At 67.9% G+C, this 19,703-nt stretch carries 13 protein-coding genes; 5 read left to right on the top strand and 8 right to left on the bottom strand.

Translation table 11 applies throughout. The features are described 5' to 3' along the window. Positions 1–68 precede the first annotated feature (68 nt). The 6 genes from cls to dapC all read right to left on the bottom strand — a co-directional run bounded on the left by cls (position 69) and on the right by dapC (position 6,236). The gene (gene cls, locus WK25_RS09810) at positions 69–1,508 is read right to left on the bottom strand and encodes a cardiolipin synthase (protein WP_040144497.1); all 1,440 of its coding nucleotides are present in this window, start codon (positions 1,506–1,508) and stop codon (positions 69–71) included. Between the two features lie 114 nt (positions 1,509–1,622). Beyond that, positions 1,623–2,531, bottom strand: a complete 909-nt coding sequence (prmB, locus tag WK25_RS09805; protein ID WP_040144496.1) for a 50S ribosomal protein L3 N(5)-glutamine methyltransferase — start codon at positions 2,529–2,531, stop codon at positions 1,623–1,625. A gap of 11 nt (positions 2,532–2,542) precedes the next feature. After that, positions 2,543–3,682 carry a succinyl-diaminopimelate desuccinylase gene (gene dapE, locus WK25_RS09800; RefSeq protein WP_059547747.1) on the bottom strand — a complete coding sequence of 380 codons (1,140 nt, stop codon included), beginning with the start codon at positions 3,680–3,682 and terminating at the stop codon, positions 2,543–2,545. An 80-nt stretch (positions 3,683–3,762) separates the two neighbouring features. Further along, a complete protein-coding gene (locus tag WK25_RS09795) occupies positions 3,763–4,131 on the bottom strand; it encodes an ArsC family reductase (RefSeq protein WP_040144494.1) in 369 nt (122 codons plus the stop codon). After that, on the bottom strand, positions 4,131–4,958 hold the full coding sequence (dapD, locus tag WK25_RS09790) for a 2,3,4,5-tetrahydropyridine-2,6-dicarboxylate N-succinyltransferase (RefSeq protein WP_009695700.1): 828 nt from the start codon (positions 4,956–4,958) through the stop codon (positions 4,131–4,133). Before dapD ends, WK25_RS09795 begins: the two co-directional genes overlap by 1 nt. A 45-nt stretch (positions 4,959–5,003) precedes the next feature. After that, positions 5,004–6,236, bottom strand: a complete 1,233-nt coding sequence (gene dapC, locus WK25_RS09785) for a succinyldiaminopimelate transaminase (RefSeq protein ID WP_069241514.1) — start codon at positions 6,234–6,236, stop codon at positions 5,004–5,006. 159 nt (positions 6,237–6,395) lie between these two features. Here dapC and WK25_RS09780 point away from each other — a divergent pair, with 159 nt between their 5' ends. The 5 genes from WK25_RS09780 to def all read left to right on the top strand — a co-directional run bounded on the left by WK25_RS09780 (position 6,396) and on the right by def (position 15,151). Further along, positions 6,396–7,337, top strand: a complete 942-nt coding sequence (locus tag WK25_RS09780; RefSeq protein WP_069241513.1) for a DMT family transporter — start codon at positions 6,396–6,398, stop codon at positions 7,335–7,337. Positions 7,338–7,478: 141 nt separating this feature from the next. Then, on the top strand, positions 7,479–10,991 hold the full coding sequence (smc, locus tag WK25_RS09775) for a chromosome segregation protein SMC (protein ID WP_040144491.1): 3,513 nt from the start codon (positions 7,479–7,481) through the stop codon (positions 10,989–10,991). Between the two features lie 85 nt (positions 10,992–11,076). Next, positions 11,077–12,381 carry a cell division protein ZipA C-terminal FtsZ-binding domain-containing protein gene (locus tag WK25_RS09770; RefSeq protein ID WP_059547742.1) on the top strand — a complete coding sequence of 435 codons (1,305 nt, stop codon included), beginning with the start codon at positions 11,077–11,079 and terminating at the stop codon, positions 12,379–12,381. A gap of 164 nt (positions 12,382–12,545) precedes the next feature. Beyond that, positions 12,546–14,621: an NAD-dependent DNA ligase LigA gene (ligA, locus tag WK25_RS09765; RefSeq protein WP_059547740.1), complete on the top strand. Its 2,076-nt coding sequence runs from the start codon at positions 12,546–12,548 to the stop codon at positions 14,619–14,621. Next, positions 14,618–15,151, top strand: a complete 534-nt coding sequence (gene def / locus WK25_RS09760; RefSeq protein ID WP_040144488.1) for a peptide deformylase — start codon at positions 14,618–14,620, stop codon at positions 15,149–15,151. The genes ligA and def overlap by 4 nt, the downstream gene beginning before the upstream one ends. Positions 15,152–15,270: 119 nt before the next feature. Here the strand turns inward: def and WK25_RS30205 are convergent, their stop codons facing one another. Both WK25_RS30205 and WK25_RS09750 read right to left on the bottom strand, forming a co-directional pair. Further along, the gene (locus WK25_RS30205; RefSeq protein WP_083252977.1) at positions 15,271–17,055 is read right to left on the bottom strand and encodes a pseudouridine synthase; all 1,785 of its coding nucleotides are present in this window, start codon (positions 17,053–17,055) and stop codon (positions 15,271–15,273) included. 16 nt (positions 17,056–17,071) lie between these two features. Further along, positions 17,072–19,648, bottom strand: coding sequence for a [protein-PII] uridylyltransferase (locus WK25_RS09750; protein WP_069241512.1), 2,577 nt, complete (start codon positions 19,646–19,648; stop codon positions 17,072–17,074). Between the last annotated feature and the right edge of the window lie 55 nt (positions 19,649–19,703).

Raw genomic sequence — 19,703 nt, 5'->3', positions numbered from 1 at the left:
GATTGCAGCGCATTCGAGCGTGCGCCGCGGTGCCGGCCGCGGGGGCGAATCCGCGGCTTGGGCCGGTGCTACAGGATCGGCGCGAACAGGCGGGCGACGTGCATCGCGATGCGCCGCCACGCCGGCGAGAGCCGGTACTCGCTCGCATCGACCTCGTAGGCCTGCGCGAAATCGGCATCGAGCATCGCTGCGACCTCGTCGGCAAACGCACGGTCGACGGTCAGCACCATGATCTCGAAGTTGAGGCGGAACGAGCGATTGTCGAGATTCGCGCTGCCGACCGCGGCCGCGCTGCGGTCGATCAGCACGACTTTCTGGTGCAGGAATCCGGGCCGGTAGCGGAACACCTTCACGCCCGCGTCGACGAGGTCCCGTGCGTACAGCTTCGACGCCTCGAACACGACGTAGTGATCGCGCCGGCTCGGGATCAGGATGCGCACGTCGACGCCGCGCATCACCGCAAGCTTCAGTGCGGCGATTACCGCCTCGTCGGGTACGAGATAAGGTGTCGTGATCCACACCCGTTCGCGCGCGGCATTGATCGCCTCGACGAAGAACAGCGAGCCCGTTTCCTGTTTGTCGGCCGGCCCCATCGGCACCGCAAGGCAATGCATCGTGTCGTCGGGGAGCGCCGGCGGCGGTCCGGCGAGCGGCGGCAGCGTTTGCGTGGCCCAGTGCCAGTCTTCGGCGAACACGTACTGGATGCTGGCGACCGCGGGGCCGCGAATCTCGATATGGGTGTCGCGCCACGGCGACAGGCGCCGGTTCGCACCGAGATACTCGACGCCGACGTTGTGGCCGCCGACGAACGCGCGATTACCGTCGACGACGACGATTTTGCGATGGTTGCGGAAGTTCAGCTGGAAGCGGTTGACGAACTTGCGGTGGGTCGCGAACGGCGACACTTCGACGCCGCCGCGGCGCAGCGTATCGACGTAGCTGTGCGGCAGGTCGAAGCTGCCGATGCTGTCGTACAGCACGTAGCAGCGTACACCCGCCGCCGCGCGCGCGAGCAGCGCGTCGCGCAGCATCTGGCCGAGTGCGTCGTCGCGCACGATGAAAAACTGGACGATCACGTAATCGCGCGCGGCATCGATCGCCGACAGGATCGCCGAGAAGGTCGCATCGCCGTTCACCAGCGTGCGCACCGCATTGCCGCCGACGAACGGCATGCCGCCGAGCCGCGTGAGCGCGAGCACGGCGGCGCGGCCGATCGCGTCGGCGGCCGGCCCGTCGGTTGCGCCCGCATCGAGCCACGGTGCGCGCGGCGTGTGCGTGCGCAGCGCCTTCGTTTCCTGGCGCCGCGCGTCGACGTAGCCGGAGAACTTGCTGCGGCCAAGGAACAGGTAGGGGATGAGCGTCAGGTACGGCATCGCGGCGAGCGACACGGCCCATGCGATCGCGCCTTGCGACGTGCGCGTGTTCATGAGCGCGTGACACGCCGCGACGATCCCGAGCACGTGGATGGCCAGGATCAGGGTGCCCAGATGTAGCCAGTCGAGGGTCATAGGCGCGTGACGGACTCCTGAAGTCAGGCGGCGCGGCGGCCGCTCACGCGCATCTTACCGAACCGTGCGGGACAGCGGGGCGCCGTGCCGCATGGTTCGGTCGCAGCGTGCCGGTCAGGCCTTGCGCGGCAGGTCGGACGCCTGGATCAGGAATACGGTGTCATCGCCCGCGCTGGTGGGCAGCCACGTGAGTTCGAGGCCGCCGAACGCGGCTTCGACGTTCTCGCGCTCGTTGCCGATTTCGACGACGAGCACGCCGTCGTCGTGCAGCCACTTGTGCGCTTGCGCGATGATTCGCCGCACGATGTCCATCCCGTCGTCACCGCCGGCGAGTGCCATTTCGGGCTCGTGCCGGTACTCGGCCGGCAGCGCCGCCATCGACGCCGCGTTCACGTACGGCGGGTTCGTCAGGATCACGTCGTAGCGTGCGCCGGGTTCCGTGCGGAACGCGGGCAGCGGTGCGTACAGGTCGCCGCGGTGCAGCGTGATGCGATCGTCGAGGCCGTAGTCGCGCACGTTGATTTCTGCGACTTCGAGCGCCTTGTCCGACAGGTCGACCGCGTCGATCTCGGCGTTCGGGAACGCGCTGGCCGCGAGGATCGCGAGGCAGCCGGAGCCGGTGCACAGCTCAAGTACCGCGCCAACTTGCTCGGGGTCGGCGACATACGGCTGCAGCCCGTCGTCGAGCAGCTCGCCGATGAACGACCGCGGCACGATCACGCGCTCGTCGACGTAGAAGCGGTGTCCATGCATCCACGCTTCATGCGTGAGATACGCGGCCGGCACGCGCTCCGTCGCGCGTCGTTCGATCACCGCGAGCACGGCGTCGATTTCGTCGGGCAGCAGGCGGGCATCGAGGAATGGCTCGAGCGTGTCGAGCGGCAGGTCCAGCGTATGCAGTACGAGGTATGCGGCTTCGTCGTACGCATTGTCCGAGCCGTGACCGAACGCGAGCTTCGCCTTCGAAAAACGGGTGACCGCGTAGCGCAGCAGATCGCGAACAGTTGCAAAAGGTGTGGTCATGCAGGGCTCCGTCAGGCGATCAGTTGTTCGAGCACGCCGCGGTATATGTTCTTCAGCGGGTCGATGAAGCGCACGTCGATGTGCTCGTCGATTTTATGGATGCTGCCGTTCGGCGGCCCGAATTCGATCACCTGCGGGCAGATACGTGCGATGAAGCGTCCATCGGACGTGCCGCCTGTCGTCGACAGCTCGGTCGTGAGGCCGGTCTCCGCGCGGATCGCGTTTTCGAGCGCGTTCGACAGTTCGCCGCGCGGCGTGAGGAACGGCAAGCCGCTCACCGACCACTTCAGCGAGTATTCGAGCGCGTGCTTGTCGAGGATCGCATGCACGCGCGCCTGCAGGCCCTCGACGGTGCTCGCCGTCGAAAAGCGGAAGTTGAACATGAGCTCCGCATGGCCGGGGATCACGTTGGTCGCGCCGGTGCCCGCGTGCAGGTTCGACACCTGCCACGTGGTCGGCGGAAAGTATTCGTTGCCTTCGTCCCACTGTTCGGCGGCGAGCTCGGCGAGCGCCGGTGCGAGCAGGTGGATCGGGTTCTTCGCGAGGTGCGGGTACGCAATGTGGCCCTGCACGCCCTTGACGATCAGTTCGCCCGACATCGAGCCGCGGCGGCCGTTCTTCACGACGTCGCCGAGGGCGGCGGTCGACGTCGGCTCGCCGACGATGCAGTAGTCGAGACGTTCGCCGCGCGCTTCGAGCAGTTCGACGACCTTCACGGTGCCGTCGGTGGCCGGGCCTTCCTCGTCGCTCGTGATCAGGAATGCGATCGCGCCGCGGTGGCCGGGGTGGGCCGCGACGAATTCCTCGGACGCGACGACGAACGCCGCGAGCGACGTCTTCATGTCTGCCGCGCCGCGGCCGTACAGCTTGCCGTCGCGATGCGCGGGAATGAACGGCGGCGATGTCCACTGTTCGAGCGGGCCGGTCGGGACGACGTCGGTGTGGCCCGCGAACGCGAGCAGCTTGCCATCGCGGCCGTCGGTGCCGCGCTTGACGGCCCACAGATTGGTCACGCCATGCGACGCGATGGTCTCGCATTCGAAGCCGAGCGCCTCGAGGCGTTCGGTCATGATCTGCTGGCAGTGCTGATCGTCGGGCGTGACGGACGCACGGGCAATCAGCTGTTCGGTAAGGGCTAGGGTGGCGGACATGGTTCGGACCACTTTCGATAAAAAATGCCGGCGCGGGGCCGGCAGCGATGAGGCGTCTTGCGCGGCCGCGCAGCGCGCCCCTAGGCGGCAAACAGCGCCGCGTACTGGTCGGCGACGAAGCCGAGCGATTTCACGCGACCGTTGACGACGAGAACGGGCCGCTTGATGACCGACGGCTTGTGGATCATCAGCGCGACTGCGCCGGACTTCGTTTCCGCGGCCGCCTTCATGGCGTCGTCCAGGCCGCGCCACGTCGTGCCGCGCTTGTTCACGAGCGCGTCGAGCGACACGTCCTTCAGCCAGTCTTCGACGAGCGGTGCACTGACGCCGAGCTTCTTGAAGTCGTGGAACTCGAACTCGACGCCGTGCTCGTCGAGCCACACGCGGGCCTTCTTCACGGTGTCGCAGTTCGGGATGCCGTAGACGACCACGGTGCGCGGCTTGGCCATCAGTCGCCTCGCAGCAGCTCGTTCAGGCCGACCTTCGCGCGGGTCTTCGCGTCGACCTTCTTCACGATCACCGCGCAGTACAGGCTGTGCGAGCCGTCCTTCGACGGCAGGTTGCCCGCGACGACGACCGAGCCGGCCGGGATGCGGCCGTAGCTGACTTCGCCGGTTTCGCGATCGTAGATCTTCGTGCTCTGGCCGAGGTACACGCCCATCGAAATCACCGAGTTCTCCTCGACGATCACGCCTTCGACGACTTCCGAGCGCGCGCCGATGAAGCAGTTGTCTTCGATGATGACGGGGTTCGCCTGCAGCGGCTCGAGCACGCCGCCGATGCCGACGCCGCCCGACAGGTGCACGTTCTTGCCGATCTGTGCGCACGAACCGACCGTCGCCCACGTGTCGACCATCGTGCCTTCATCGACGTACGCGCCGATGTTGGTGTACGACGGCATCAGCACGACGTTCTTCGCGATGAACGAGCCGCGGCGCGCGATGGCCGGCGGCACGACGCGGAAGCCGCCCGCGGCGAAGTCTTCGGCCGTGTAGTTTGCGAACTTCGACGGCACCTTGTCGTAAAACTGCGAGTAGCCGCCGGCCGGCATCGGTGCGTTGTCCTCCAGGCGGAACGACAGCAGCACGGCTTTCTTCAGCCACTGGTGCACGGTCCAGTTGCCGTCGATCTTCTCGGCGACGCGCAGTGCACCTTTGTCGAGCTGCTCGATCGCGTGAGCGACGGCTTCCCGGACTTCGGCGGGCGCGGCCTTCGGCGACAGCTCGGCGCGGTTTTCCCAGGCGGTATCGATGATTTGCTGAAGTTGTTGCGACATGTTCGTTTTCGCAGGAGATGGATGGAATTGATCGGGATGGACGTCTTACCGCGCGAGTGAGCGGCAGAAATCGACGATGCGTTGCGCGCCCTCGACGCATTCGGGGGTGCCCGCGACGAGCGCGATCCGGATGAAATCGCGGCCCGGATTCGTGCCGCGCGCGTCGCGCGCCAGGTACGAGCCGGGCAGAACCGTCACATTATAGTCGGCGTACAGTCGGCGGGCGAACTCGGTGTCCGACAGGCCGGTGCGCGCGACGTTGGCCCACAGGTAGAACGCGGCGTCGGGCAGCTTCACGTCGATCACGTCGGCGAGCATCGGCGTGACCGTGCTGAACTTCTGCAGATACAGCGCGCGGTTGTCGCGCACGTGCGCCTCGTCGTTCCACGCGGCGATGCTCGCGTGCTGCCACACCGGCGACAGCGCGGCGCCGTGATACGTGCGGTACAGCAGGAATTTTTTCAGCAGCGCGGCGTCGCCGGCGACGAAGCCCGAGCGCATGCCGGGCACGTTCGAGCGCTTCGACAGGCTCGACAGCATCACGAGCCGCTCGAAGCCGCGGCCGAGGCGATGCGCGGCCTCGAGCCCGCCGAGCGGCGGCGCCGCTTCGTCGAAGTAGATTTCCGAATAGCATTCGTCCGACGCGATCACGAAGCCGTGACGGTCCGACAGCGCGAACAGCTCGCGCCAGTCGTCGAGCGTCAGCACGGCACCGGTCGGGTTGCCGGGCGAGCACACGTAGAGCAACTGTGTGCGCGCCCACACTTCGTCGGGCACGGCCGCGTAGTCGCACGCGAAGTTGCGCGCCGGGTCGCTGTTCGCGAAATAGGGTTCGGCACCGGCGAGCAGCGCCGCGCCTTCGTAAATTTGATAGAAAGGATTCGGACAGAGTACGATCGCTTTCTTGCCGTCGGTGCGCGCCCGCGCGTCGATCACCGTCTGCGCGAGCGAGAACAGCGCCTCGCGCGAGCCTGACACCGGCAGCACCTGCGTGGCCGGATCGATCGCCGGCAGCCCGTAGCGGCGTTCGAGCCACTGCGCGATCGACGTGCGCAGCGCGTCCGAGCCGGCCGTGGCCGGGTACGACGCGAGGCCGTCGAGCGCGGCGACCACGGCGTCGCGGATCAGCGCGGGCGTCGGGTGCTTCGGCTCGCCGATGCCGAAGCTGATCGGTTTGAGTTCGCCGGAAGGCGTCACGTCCTTGAACAGGGCGCGCAGCTTTTCGAAGGGATAGGGCTGGAGCGAATCGAGTCGAGGGTTCACGGGCGAAGCGGCCATCGCGGCCGGTTGGAGCGAAAGGGGCGGCGCGGGTGCCGCACGTCTGCGAGCAGGCGCCGGCGGCGCGCAGGTCGCAACGGACGATTATAGCGTGATGCAATGCGGTCACGGCCCGCCGCAACGGCGGCCGGGCCGGTCGAATAGAGGGTATCGAATCAAATGAACAACGCGGTACGCGGCAGCCTGCCGACGCTGGCCATCCTGATCGGCGCGTCGGTATGGGGCCTGATCTGGTATCCGCTGCGGATTCTCGCGTCGCTCGGGCTGACCGGCACGCTGGCCAGCGCGCTGACGAGCGCGGTCGCGTTCCTGTTCGTGATCGTGGCCCGGCACCGCACGATCGCGACGCTGCGCTGGCACTGGGTGCTGCCCGGCATCGCGATCACGGCTGGCGTGACCAACCTGGGGTTCGTGTGGGGCACGATTCACGGCGAAGTGCTGCGCGTGATGCTGCTGTTCTATCTGACGCCGGCTTGGACCGCGATCTATGCGCACTTCCTGCTGCGCGAGCGGCTGACGTGGGCCGGCGCCGGCCTCGCGGCGCTGTCGATCGGCGGCGCGATGCTGATGCTGTGGTCGCCGAAGCTCGGCGTGCCGCTGCCGGCCAATCCGGCCGAATGGGCGGGCCTTGCTGCGGGCCTCAGTTTCGCGATGAGCAACGTGCTCGTGATCAAGGCGAGTCGCGAGCTTCCGGAGATGCGCGCCGAGATGCGCACCGCGACGCTGTTCGGCGGCGCGGCGGTGTTCGGCGCGGCCGCGTCGCTGGTCGAAGGACTGCCGGCGGCGCCCGCCAGCGGGCAAGTCGGTCCGGCCGCGCTGATCATCGTCGCGATCGGCGTGACGATGGCCGCAAATAATCTGCTTGTGCAGTACGGGCTCGCGCGCGTGCCCGCGAACCGCGCGTCGATCATCATGTTGTTCGAGATCGTGATCACCGCGCTGTCCGCGTGGGTGTTCGCGAACGAATTGCCGAGCGCGCGCGAGTGGGCGGGCGGCGCGTGCATCGTGCTGGCGACGCTGCTGTCGAGCCGGGTCCATCGCGCCGCGCCCGCATCGGGCAAACCCGGCGGCGGTCGGGACGGCGCACGCGCGATGGTATGATGGAAGCCGTTTGCGGGGCCCAACGCTTCAGATGCGCGCGGCCCCGTTTTTGAATTCCGGGGCGCATCGCGCGTACGGGCCGCTCGGCCCCGCGCGACGCGGCCCCGTCCGTTTCACACCTTCTTCACATCCGATACCGCCGTGCGTCTGAGCTCGATCAAACTCGCTGGCTTCAAATCCTTCGTCGATCCCACGCATTTCCAGGTTCCGGGCCAGTTGGTCGGCGTGGTAGGCCCGAACGGGTGCGGCAAGTCCAACATCATCGATGCCGTGCGCTGGGTGCTCGGCGAGTCGCGGGCGTCCGAGCTGCGCGGCGAGTCGATGCAGGACGTGATCTTCAACGGCTCGACCGCCCGCAAGCCCGGCAGCCGGGCGAGCGTGGAACTGATCTTCGACAACTCCGACGGCCGTGCGGCCGGACAGTGGGGGCAATACGGCGAGATCGCCGTCAAGCGCGTGCTCACGCGCGACGGCACGTCGAGCTACTACATCAACAACCTGCCGGCGCGCCGCCGCGACATCCAGGACATCTTCCTGGGCACGGGGCTCGGGCCGCGCGCCTACGCGATCATCGGGCAGGGCATGATCGCCCGGATCATCGAGGCGAAGCCGGAAGAGCTGCGCGTGTTTCTCGAGGAAGCCGCGGGGGTGTCGAAGTACAAGGAGCGCCGCCGCGAGACCGAGAACCGCCTGCACGACACGCGCGAGAACCTGACCCGCGTCGAGGACATCGTTCGCGAACTCGGCGCGAACCTCGAGAAGCTGGAGGCGCAGGCCGTCGTCGCGACCAAGTACAAGGAACTCGTCGCCGACGGCGAGGAGAAGCAGCGCCTGTTGTGGCTGCTGCGCAAGAACGAGGCCGCGGGCGAGCAGCAGAAGCAGCAGCGCGCGATCGAGCAGGCGCAGATCGACCTCGACGCGCAGACGGCGAAGCTGCGCGAGGTCGAGGCGCAGCTCGAAACGCTGCGGGTCGCGCATTACTCGGCGAGCGACGCGATGCAGGGCGCACAGGGCGCGCTGTACGAAGCGAACGCCGAAGTGAGCCGCCTCGAGGCCGAGATCAAGTTCATCGTCGAATCGCGCAACCGCGTGCAGGCGCAGATCGCCGCGCTGAACGCGCAGCGCGAGCAATGGCGTGCGCAGGCGGAGAAAGCGCAGGACGAGCTCGAGGAAGCCGAAGAGGCACGCGCGATCGCCGACGAGAAGGCCGCGCTCGCGGAAGACGCCGCCGCCGCAAAGCACGACGCGCTGCCGGCGCTCGAAGCGAAATGGCGCGACGCGCAGGCGCAGCTCAACGATGAGCGCGCGCGGATCGCGCAGACCGAACAGTCGCTGAAGCTCGAAGCCGCGCACCAGCGCAATGCGGACCAGCAGCTCCAGCAGCTCCAGCAGCGCCACGAGCGCCTGAAGGCCGAGGCGGGCGGCCTCGACGCACCCGATGAAGCGCAGCTCGAGGAACTGCGCATGCAGCTCGCCGAGCAGGAGGAAATTCTCGCGGAAGCGCAGGCACGTCTGAGCGATGCGCAGGAGGCGCTGCCGCGCCTCGACGGCGAGCGCCGTGCCGCGCAGGAGCGCGTGCAGGCGGAAAGCGCGCAGATCCACCAGCTCGAGGCGCGGCTGGCCGCACTCAAGCAACTGCAGGAGAACGTGCAGACCGAAGGCAAGATCCAGCCGTGGCTCGACAAGCACGAGCTCGGCGCGCTGCCGCGCCTTTGGAAGAAGCTGCATGTCGAAGCCGGCTGGGAAGCGGCGCTCGAAGCCGTGCTGCGCGAGCGCCTCGCCGCGCTTGAAGTGTCGAATCTCGACTGGGTGAAGGCATTCGCGACCGATGCGCCGCCGGCGAAGCTTGCGTTCTACGCGCCGCCGATGGCCGGTGAGGCGCCGGCCGCCCCGGCGGGCCTGCGCCCGGTGCTGTCGCTCGTGCGCATCGACGATGCGGGGATTCGCGCGGTGTTGAACGACTGGCTCGGCAACGTGTACGTCGCCGACGACGTCGCGCAGGCGCTCGCGACGCGTGCGCAACTGCCGGCGGGCGGCGCGTTCGTCGTCAAGGCCGGCCATATCGTCACGCGTGTCGGCGTGCAGCTGTACGCGGCCGATTCGGAGCAGGCCGGGATGCTGGCCCGCCAGCAGGAAATCGAAAACCTGACGCGCCAGGTGCGCGCGCAGGCGTTGCTCGCCGACGACGCGCGCACGGCAGCCGTGCGCGCGGAAGCCGCGCACACGCAGGCCACGCAGGCGCTCGGCGATCTGCGTGCGCAGGCCGAACGCGCGACACAGCGCGTGCACGCGCTGCAGATGGAGGTGCTGAAGCTCGCGCAGGCGCACGAGCGTTACACGCAGCGCAGCACGCAGATCCGCGAGGAGCTGGAGGAAATCGGCGCGCAGATCGACGAGCAGCGCGCGCTGCGCGCGGAATCCGAAGCGAACTTCGAGCGTTTCGACGGCGAGCTCGCGGAACTGCAGGCGCGCTTCGAGGACAACCAGCTTGCGTTCGAGGCGCTCGACGAATCGCTGACGCAGGCACGTCAGGAAGCGCGTGACCTCGAGCGCGGCGCGAACGACGCGCGTTTCGCCGCACGCAACGCGGTCACGCGGATCGACGAACTGAAGCGCAGCATCCAGGTCGCGCACGAGCAGAGCGAACGTGTGGCCGCGTCGCTGGAAGATGCGCGCGCGGAGCTTGAAACGATCAACGAGCAGACCGCGCACACGGGCTTGCAGGATGCGCTCGAAATTCGCGCGGTGAAGGAGGAGGCGCTCCAGGCCGCGCGGATCGAACTCGACGACCTGACCGCGAAGTTGCGCGCGTCCGACGAACAGCGTCTCGTCGCCGAACGTTCGCTGCAGCCGCTGCGCGACCGCATTACCGAGCTGCAGCTGAAGGAGCAGGCCGCGCGCCTGGCCGTCGAGCAGTTCGCCGAGCAGCTCACCGCCGCCGAGGTCGACGAGGAAGCGCTGCGCGCCAAGCTGACGCCGGACCTGAAACCGTCGTACCTGCAGGGCGAGGTCACGCGCCTGAACAACGCGATCAATGCGCTTGGCCCGGTGAACATGGCTGCACTCGACGAGCTGAAGGCCGCGAGCGAGCGCAAGGTGTTCCTCGATGCGCAATCCGCCGACCTGACCGACGCGATCACGACGCTCGAGGACGCGATCCACAAGATCGACCAGGAAACTCGTACGCTGCTGCAGGGCACGTTCGACGAGGTCAACCGTCACTTCAGCGATCTGTTCCCGCGCCTGTTCGGCGGCGGTCAGGCGAAGCTGATCATGACGGGCGACGAGATCCTCGACGCGGGCGTGCAGGTGATGGCGCAGCCGCCGGGCAAGAAGAACGCGACCATCCATCTGCTGTCGGGTGGTGAAAAGGCGTTGACCGCGACCGCATTGGTGTTCGCGATGTTCCAGTTGAACCCGGCGCCATTCTGTCTGCTCGACGAGGTCGACGCGCCGCTCGACGACGCGAACACGGAGCGTTTCGCGAACCTCGTGCGCGCGATGTCCGACAAGACGCAGTTCCTGTTCATCTCGCACAACAAGATCGCGATGGAGATGGCGCAGCAGCTGATCGGCGTGACGATGCAGGAGCAGGGCGTGTCGCGGATCGTCGCGGTGGACATGGAAACCGCCGCGGGTTTTGCCCAGAATTGACGTTTGACGAAACCGGACCGCGTTCGCGCGGCGCATGGGCGCCCGTTCGCGGTTCCGACGACAAAGAATTGCTGATGGAGCATGCATGGACGAGTTGACACTCGGATTGATCGGCGCCGGCGCCGTCGTGGTGGGCGGCGTCGTGGTCTACAACGCATGGCAGGGCGCGAAGGTGCGGCGCAGGATGCCGCGCCCGATGCCGGAGGAGGCGGCTGAGGCGATGAATCGCCCCGAGCGCGACGACGAGCTGCCGTTCATCGAGCCGGTGCGCCAGCCCGTGCGCCGCGAACCGGCGGCGTCGGCACCGGCCGCCGCGGCGGCTGCATCGGCCGAAGCCGCACGCGTCGAACCGACCTTCGGCGGCTCAGCGTCAAGCGGTGCGGCGCCTGCCGACACGCCGGCCGATCTGCAGGCCGAGGCCACCGGCACCGACGTGCCGTCGGAGTCCGCCGAGTCCGCCGGGCAGGCCGTCGGCGAAGGTACGGTCACTGCAACGCAGGAAGCACCGGCCGACGTGGCGAGCGAGCCGGCCGAACCCGTGCTGCCGGCCGCGACGACGATTTCGTCGGCGCCGCCGGCGATCGTCGACCGCCGGATCGACTGCATCGTGCCGATCCGCCTGGGCGCGCCGCTGCCGGGCGACAAGATCCTGCCGATCGCGCAGCGGCTGCGCCGCGCGGGCACCAAGCCCGTGCACATCGAGGGCAAGCCGGAAGGCGGCCATTGGGAGTTGCTGCAGAACGGCGTGCGCTATGAAGAGCTGCGCGCGGCCGCGCAGCTCGCGAACCGCAGCGGCGCGCTGAACGAGCTCGAATTCTCGGAGTTTGTCACCGGCGTCCAGCAGTTCGCCGACGCAATCGACGGCGCGCCCGAATTCCCGGACATGATGGAGACCGTCGCGATGGCGCGCGAGCTTGACGGCTTTGCCGCGCAGTGCGACGCGCAGCTGTCGATCAACGTGATGTCGGACGGTGCGCCGTGGTCCGCCAACTACGTGCAGGCCGTCGCGTCGCAGGACGGGCTCTTGCTGTCGCGCGACGGCACGCGGTTCGTGAAGCTCGACGCGAAGCAGAATCCGGTGTTCATGCTGCAGTTCGGCGACACGAACTTCCTGCGCGACGATCTCACCTACAAGGGCGGGAACATGATCACGCTGGTGCTCGACGTGCCGGTCGCCGAAGAGGACATCCTGCCGTTCCGGCTGATGTGCGACTACGCGAAGTCGCTGTCGGAGCGAATCGGCGCGCGAGTCGTCGACGATTCGCGCCGGCCGCTGCCGGAATCGACGCTGGTCGCGATCGACCAGCAACTGATGAAGCTGTACGCGAAGCTCGAGGAAGCGGGCATCCCGGCCGGGTCGCCGGTCACGCGGCGGTTGTTCAGTCAGTAACGCGTGTCGCGTGCGGGGGCTACGCTGCCGCACGTTGCTGCTGCAGTGCACACACGCTGTGCGCGCACTGCAGCAGGCCCGCGTAACGCACATCGCGTGCCCCGCCGCGGCGTCAAACTGAGATAATCGGAAATCCGATTTTTCAGAACGAATCCGCCGCCAGCATGGCCCGAACCCAAGCCGAACCGCCAGCCAGCCAGCCCGACGCGCGTGCCGCGTGGCTGCGCGATCAACTCGAGCGGGCGAACTACGCCTATTACGTGCTCGATCAGCCGGATCTGCCCGACGCCGAATACGACCGGCTGTTCGGCGAGCTGCAGCAACTCGAAGCCGATCATCCCGAACTCGTGACCCCCGATTCGCCGACGCAGCGCGTCGGCGGCGAAGTGGCGAGCGGGTTCACGCCGGTTGTCCACGACGCGCCGATGCTGTCGCTGAACAACGGCTTTGCCGATGAGGACATCGTCGCGTTCGACAAGCGCGTCGCCGATGCGCTCGCGAAGACGACCGATCTCGCCGGCTCGGTGATGGACCCTGTCGAATACGCATGCGAGCTGAAGTTCGACGGTCTCGCGATCTCGCTGCGCTACGAGCGCGGCGTGTTCGTGCAAGCCGCGACGCGCGGCGACGGCACGACCGGAGAGGACGTGACCGAGAACGTCCGCACGATCCGCTCGATCCCGCTGAAGCTGAAGGGCGCACACGTACCCGCCGTGCTCGACGTGCGCGGCGAAGTGCTGATGTTCAAGCGCGATTTCGCACGCCTGAACGAACGCCAGCGCGCGGCCGAGCAGCGCGAATTCGCAAACCCGCGCAACGCCGCGGCCGGCAGCCTGCGCCAGCTCGATCCGAAGATCACCGCGCAGCGTCCGCTGTCGTTCTTCGCGTACGGGATCGGCGTGCTTGACGGAATGCCGATGCCGGACACGCACAGCGCGCTGCTCGACTGGTACGAGTCGCTCGGCCTGCCGGTGAACCGCGAACGTGCGGTCGTGCACGGTGCCGATGGCTTGCTCGGCTTCTTCCGCAAGGTCGGCGAGAAGCGCGATTCGCTGCCGTACGACATCGACGGCGTCGTCTACAAGGTGAACCGGCGCGACGAACAGGATCGGCTCGGCTTCGTATCGCGTGCACCGCGTTTCGCGCTCGCGCACAAGTTCCCCGCACAGGAAGCGCTGACGAAACTCGTCGCGATCGACGTGCAGGTCGGCCGCACCGGTGCGATCACGCCGGTTGCGCGCCTCGAACCGGTGTTCGTCGGAGGCGCGACGGTGACCAACGCGACGCTGCACAACGAGGATGAAGTGCGCCGCAAGGACATCCGGATCGGCGACACCGTGATCGTGCGGCGGGCGGGCGACGTGATTCCGGAAGTGGTCGGCGCGCTGCTCGACCGACGTCCGGCGGACGCGGCCGAGTTCGTGATGCCGACCGAGTGCCCGGTGTGCGGCTCGAAGATCGAGCGTCTGCCGGACGAAGCGATCGCGCGCTGCACTGGCGGCCTGTTCTGTCCGGCGCAGCGCAAGCAGGCGTTGTGGCACTTTGCGCAGCGCCGCGCGCTCGACATCGACGGGCTCGGTGAGAAGATCATCGATCAGCTCGTCGAGTTGAATCTCGTGCGCACGCCGGCCGACCTGTTCAATCTCGGCTTCGCGACGCTCGCGGAGCTCGACCGGTTCGCGGAGAAATCCGCCCAGAACCTGCTCGACTCGCTCGAGAAGGCCAAGCACACAACGCTCGCGCGCTTCATCTACGGGCTCGGCATTCGCCATGTCGGCGAGTCGACCGCGAAGGATCTTGCGAAGCACTTCGGGTCGCTGAATCCGATCATGGATGCGTCGATCGACGAACTGCTCGAAGTAAACGACGTCGGGCCGATCGTCGCCGAGTCGATCCATCAGTTCTTCGCGGAAGAGCACAACCGCACCGTGATCGAGCAACTGCGCGCGCCCGGCAAGGTCACGTGGCCGGAAGGCCCGCCCGCACCGAAGGCGCCGCAGGGCGTGCTGGCCGGCAAGACCGTCGTACTGACGGGCACGCTGCCGAACCTCACGCGCGACGCGGCTAAGGAGATGCTCGAAGCGGCGGGCGCGAAGGTCGCCGGGTCGGTATCGAAGAAGACGGATTACGTGGTCGCGGGCGCCGAAGCGGGCAGCAAGCTCGCGAAGGCGGAGGAACTCGGGATCCCCGTACTGGACGAAGACGGACTGCATCAACTCCTGGAGGGCAATACGCCATGATTCGCGAGATCCTGAAGATGGGCGATCCGCGCTTGCTCGAAGTCGCGAAGCCGGTCGAGCGATTCGATACGCCCGACCTGCACGAGATCGTCGCGGACATGTTCGAGACGATGCACCACGCGAACGGTGCGGGGCTCGCCGCGCCGCAGATCGGCATCGGGCTGCAGATCATCATTTTCGGCTTCGGCAGCAACAACCGTTACCCGGACGCGCCGCCCGTGCCCGAGACCGTGCTGATCAACCCGAAGATCGAGTACATGCCGCCGGACATGGAGGAGGGCTGGGAGGGCTGCCTGTCGGTGCCTGGCATGCGCGGGGTCGTGAGTCGCTATTCGAAGGTGCGGTATAGCGGCTACGACCAGTTCGGCGCGAAGATCGATCGCGTCGCCGAGGGCTTCCACGCGCGCGTGGTCCAGCACGAATACGACCACCTGATCGGCAAGCTGTATCCGATGCGGATCACCGACTTCACGCGGTTCGGCTTCACCGAGGTGCTGTTCCCGGGGCTCGATCCGACCGGCGACGACTGACCGGACGCCGGCGGCGCGCGGCGTCGAGCGTCGCCGTTGTCCCCGCCGTTGTCCTGTAAACGAAAGAAGCCCGCTGGCGCGGGCTTCCTCACTGCGTGGCACGTACTGCGTGCCGGCAATCAGAACGATTCGTCGGCTGACAGGTAGCGCCATTGGCCTTGCGGCAGCGCGCCGAGCATCACCCGACCCATCCGCACGCGCTTCAGGCCGATCACTTCGAGTCCGACCAGTTCGCACATCCGGCGGATCTGGCGCTTCTTGCCTTCGCGCAGCACGAAGCGCAGCTGCTCGCCGTTCTGCCAGCTCACCATCGCCGGCTTCAGCGGCACGCCGTCGAGTTCGAGACCATGGCGCAGTTTCGCGAGCGATTCGGCGGGGAAGTGCTGGTCGATGTCGATCAGGCGATCGCCGAAGCGCACGCGCACCAGGTATTCCTTGTCGATGTCCGATTGCTCGCCGATCAGCTGTTTCGCGATCACGCCGTTCTGCGTGAGCACGAGCAGGCCCGTCGAGTCGATGTCGAGCCGGCCGGCCGGCGCAAGCGCGTGCAGGTGTTGCGGCGAGAACCGGATCTGCGAGCGGTCGCCGCTCCACTGGTTCGCGCGCGTGATCAGCACCGATGCGGGCTCGTAGCCGTCTTCGGCCTGCCCCGACACATAACCGACCGGCTTGTGCAGCAGGATCGTCACTTGCGCAGCCTGCGCAGCGCTAGCGCGCTCGTCGATCTCGATCTTCTGGTCGGGACGGACCTTCGTGCCGAGCGTGTCGATGCGTTCGCCGTCGACCAGCACCCAGCCCTTTTCGATCCATTCGTCGGCTTCGCGGCGCGAGCACAGGCCCAGTTCGGACATCCGTTTCGACAGGCGCATCAGGCCCGTTTCGTCGCCGTGATCGACGTCGGCGGCGCGGCGCTTGACCGGTTGGGCGGTCTTTAGCGCAGTGCCGGTCGGGCGGCGCTCGGTGCTGCTGCGTTCGCCGAAGCTGCGCTTCGCGCCTTCGCCGGCCGGCTTGTCACGGTACGGCGCGCGTGTGCCGCCTTCGGTGCCTGCGCGGCGCGGGCGAGCATCGTCGCCACTGCGGCGGGCGGGACGATCGGACGGGGCGCGGCGTTCGCCGAAGCTGCGCTTCGCGCCGTCGCCGGCCGGCTTGTCGCGGTACGGGGCGCGTGCCCCGCCTTCGGCGCCTGCGCGGCGCGGGCGTGCATCGTCGTCGCTGCGGCGTGCGGGGCGATCGGACGATGCGCGGCGTTCGCCGAAGCTGCGCTTCGCGCCTTCGCCGGCCGGTTTGTCGCGGTACGGCGCGCGTGCGCCGCCTTCGGCGCCTGCGCGGCGCGGGCGAGCATCGTCGTCGCTGCGGCGTGCGGGACGATCGGACGATGCGCGGCGTTCGCCGAAGCTGCGCTTCGCGCCGTCGCCGGCCGGCTTGTCGCGGTACGGCGCGCGTGCGCCGCCTTCGGCGACTGCGCGGCGCGGGCGTGCATCGTCGTCACTGCGGCGTGCGGGGCGATCGGACGGGGCGCGGCGTTCGCCGAAGCTGCGCTTGTCGCCGTAGCCGTCGGCCTTGTCGCGATAGGGCGCGCGTGCGCCACCTTCGGCGACTGCGCGGCGCGGCCGAGCGTCGTCGCCGCTGCGATACGGACGCGCGTCGCCACGTTCGGCACCACCGTCACGCGGCACACGTTTCGCCGGCGCGCGGTCCGCACCGGGGCGGTCCGTGCCGCGCGGCTTGAACGCGCGTTCCCCGGCAGCTGCTGGCGCGGCGGCCTTTTTGGGGCGCGGAGGCTTGTCGGCTGCGGGCGGCGCGGCGGCGCGCACCGGCTTGCGGGCGACGAGGCTGCCGGAGCGGACAGGGGCGCGGGTCGGCGATGCCGGCTTCGGATTCTTGACGGTGAGTTTGGTGCGCATAAACGCTGGAATTCATTCAGACTGCGATCGCGCGCAGCAATTCGGTTTCGAGCTGGATCTGCAGGCGGTTGTCGGACAGGCCGGTACCGTCGAGCAGGAAAATGTCCTCGACACGTTCGCCGAGCGTGTTGATCCGCGCCGCGTGGACGCCGACCCGATGCTCGGCCAGTACGCGCGCGATCGAATAGAGAAGGCCCGGCCGGTCGTTGGCGGACACGGACAGGATGTAGTACTGGCCGCGCTCGTCGGCCCGGAGGTCGACGCGCGGCGTGATCGGAAACGTCCGCGACAGCCGCGACAGGCGGCCCTTGGACGGCTCCGGCAGCGGGGCGGTTTCAGCGAGGCGCGCCGCGAGCTGCTGTTCGACGAGATTCGCGATGTCGCGATAGCGCACGTCGTGCTCTGTCTGCGTGACGATGAAGTTGTCGAGCGCATAGCCGTGCCGCGTCGTGCTGACGCGCGCATCGAGCACCGACAGCCCGTTGCGGTCGAAGTACGCGCAGATGCCCGCGAACAGGTCAGGGCGGTCCTTCACGTATACGAGCACCTGCAACGCGTCGCCGATCGGCGACGGCCGCGCCCGCACGATCGCGGTTTCGGCGTTTACGTGCCGGTACAGTACGCGCGTCTGCCATGCGATGTCGGCCGCGTCGTGACGCAGAAAGAAACCTACGTCGAGCTGATCCCACAGTGCGCGGTGCGCGTCGTCGGGCACGGTCTCGAGGCGCAGCAGTGCGAGCGCCTGCTCCTGCCGCGATTTCAGTTCCGAGTGCGCGTCGGGCTTCGCACCGCCAAGCACCGCGAGCGTGATGCGGTAGAGATCCTCGAGCAGCTTGCCCTTCCACGCATTCCATACCTTCGGGCTCGTGCCGCGGATATCGGCGACGGTCAGCAGGTAGAGCGCGGTCAGATACCGTTCGTTGCCGACGACTTCCGCGAAGCGCTGGATGACTTCCGGATCGCTCGTGTCCTGTTTCTGCGCGACCTGGCTCATCGTCAGGTGATGCTGGACAAGCCACACGATCAATGCAGCATCGTCGCCTGCGATCCCGTGCTCGCGGCAGAAGCGCCGCGCATCGGCCATCCCGAGCGTCGAATGATCGCCGCCGCGGCCTTTCGCGATGTCGTGGAACAGCGCCGCGACGTAGAGCACCCACGGCCGCTCGAAGTTGCCGATCAGCTGGCTGCAGAACGGGTACTCGTGCGCATGCTCGGCCACCGCGAAGCGGCGAATGTTGCGCAACACCATCAGGATGTGCTGGTCGACCGTGTACACGTGGTACAGGTCGTGCTGCATCTGGCCGACGATGCGGCGGAAGTTCAGCAGATAGCGGCCGAGCACGCTCGTCTGGTTCATCAGCCGGAACGCGTGCGTGATGCCTTCGGGCTGCTGCAGGATCTGCATGAACGTGCGGCGGTTCTGCGGATCGCGCCGCCAAGTGTTGTTCATGATCTCGCGCGAGTTGTACAGCGCGCGCAGCGTGCGGGCCGACAACCCCTTCACGCCGCGGGTCGTTTCGTACAGCAGGAACGCCTCGAGGATCGCGTCCGGATGACGTTCGAACACGCCGTCGTCGACGATCTCGAGCATGCCCTGCTTCTCGACGAAGCGATCGGGCGACAGCACCCGCGTGATGCCGCTCGTTGCGGGGAACAGCTGCGCCTCGATGTTCTGGATCAGGATCGTCGCGAGCTGCGTAACCGCTTTCGCGGCCCAGTAGTAGCGGCGCATCAGCTGCTCGCTCGCGCGCTTGCCTTGCGTCGACTGATAGCCGAAGCTCTCGGCCGCCTGCGTTTGCAGGTCGAACACGAGCATGTCCTGGCGGCGGCCGGCGATCACGTGCAGCCGCGCGCGCAGTGTCTTCAGGAACCCTTCGTTGCGGCGCAGCTCGCGCGCTTCGCGCTCGGTGATGAGGCCGCGCGTGTCGAGCTCGCGCCAACTGCTGCCGAAGCCGGCCGCGCGCGCGATCCACAGGATCGTCTGCAGGTCGCGCAGCCCGCCGGGGCTTTCCTTCACGTTCGGCTCCAGGCTGTACGGCGTGTCCTGGAACTTCGCGTGGCGCTGCCGCATCTCGAGCACCTTCGCGGTGAAGAATGCGCGCGCGTCCAGCGCCTCGTGATAGCGCACGGTGAAGCGCTCGAACAGCGCGGTGCTGCCGACGATGCGCCGCGCCTCGAGCAGCGAGGTCTGCACGGTCACGTCCTGCGACGCTTCCTCGATGCATTGCGCGACCGTGCGCACGCTGCTGCCGATCTCGAGCCCGAGATCCCATGCCATCCCGATGAAGCGCTCGATCCGCGCGTCGAGCGCTGCATCGTGCGCATCGGGCAGCAGCACGAGGATATCGACGTCCGAGTGGGGCGCGAGCTCGCCGCGCCCGTAGCCGCCGACCGCGACGAGCGCGAGCGTCGCCGGCAATCCGCAGTCGTCCCATACGCGCTTGAGCGCGTCGTCGGTGAGTTTCGACAGCGCGTGCATCAGCGATGCGACGTTCGTCGCGCTGCGAAAGCGCTCGAGCATGTCGGCCTTGGCGGCCTTGAATTCGGCGCGCCGCGACAGCGCTTGGGGCGAGGGGGCGGCGTGAGCGCTCATGGGCGGCCGTTCAGGTCAGGTGCGGGTGGACGGGAGTGACGAGTAACGCGGCGGC

Source organism: Burkholderia latens (genome assembly GCF_001718795.1).
GTDB classification, from domain to species: Bacteria; Pseudomonadota; Gammaproteobacteria; order Burkholderiales; family Burkholderiaceae; genus Burkholderia; species Burkholderia latens_A.
Note: the sequence above shows the minus strand (reverse complement) of the source record. Positions and strands in the feature narration are given on the sequence as shown.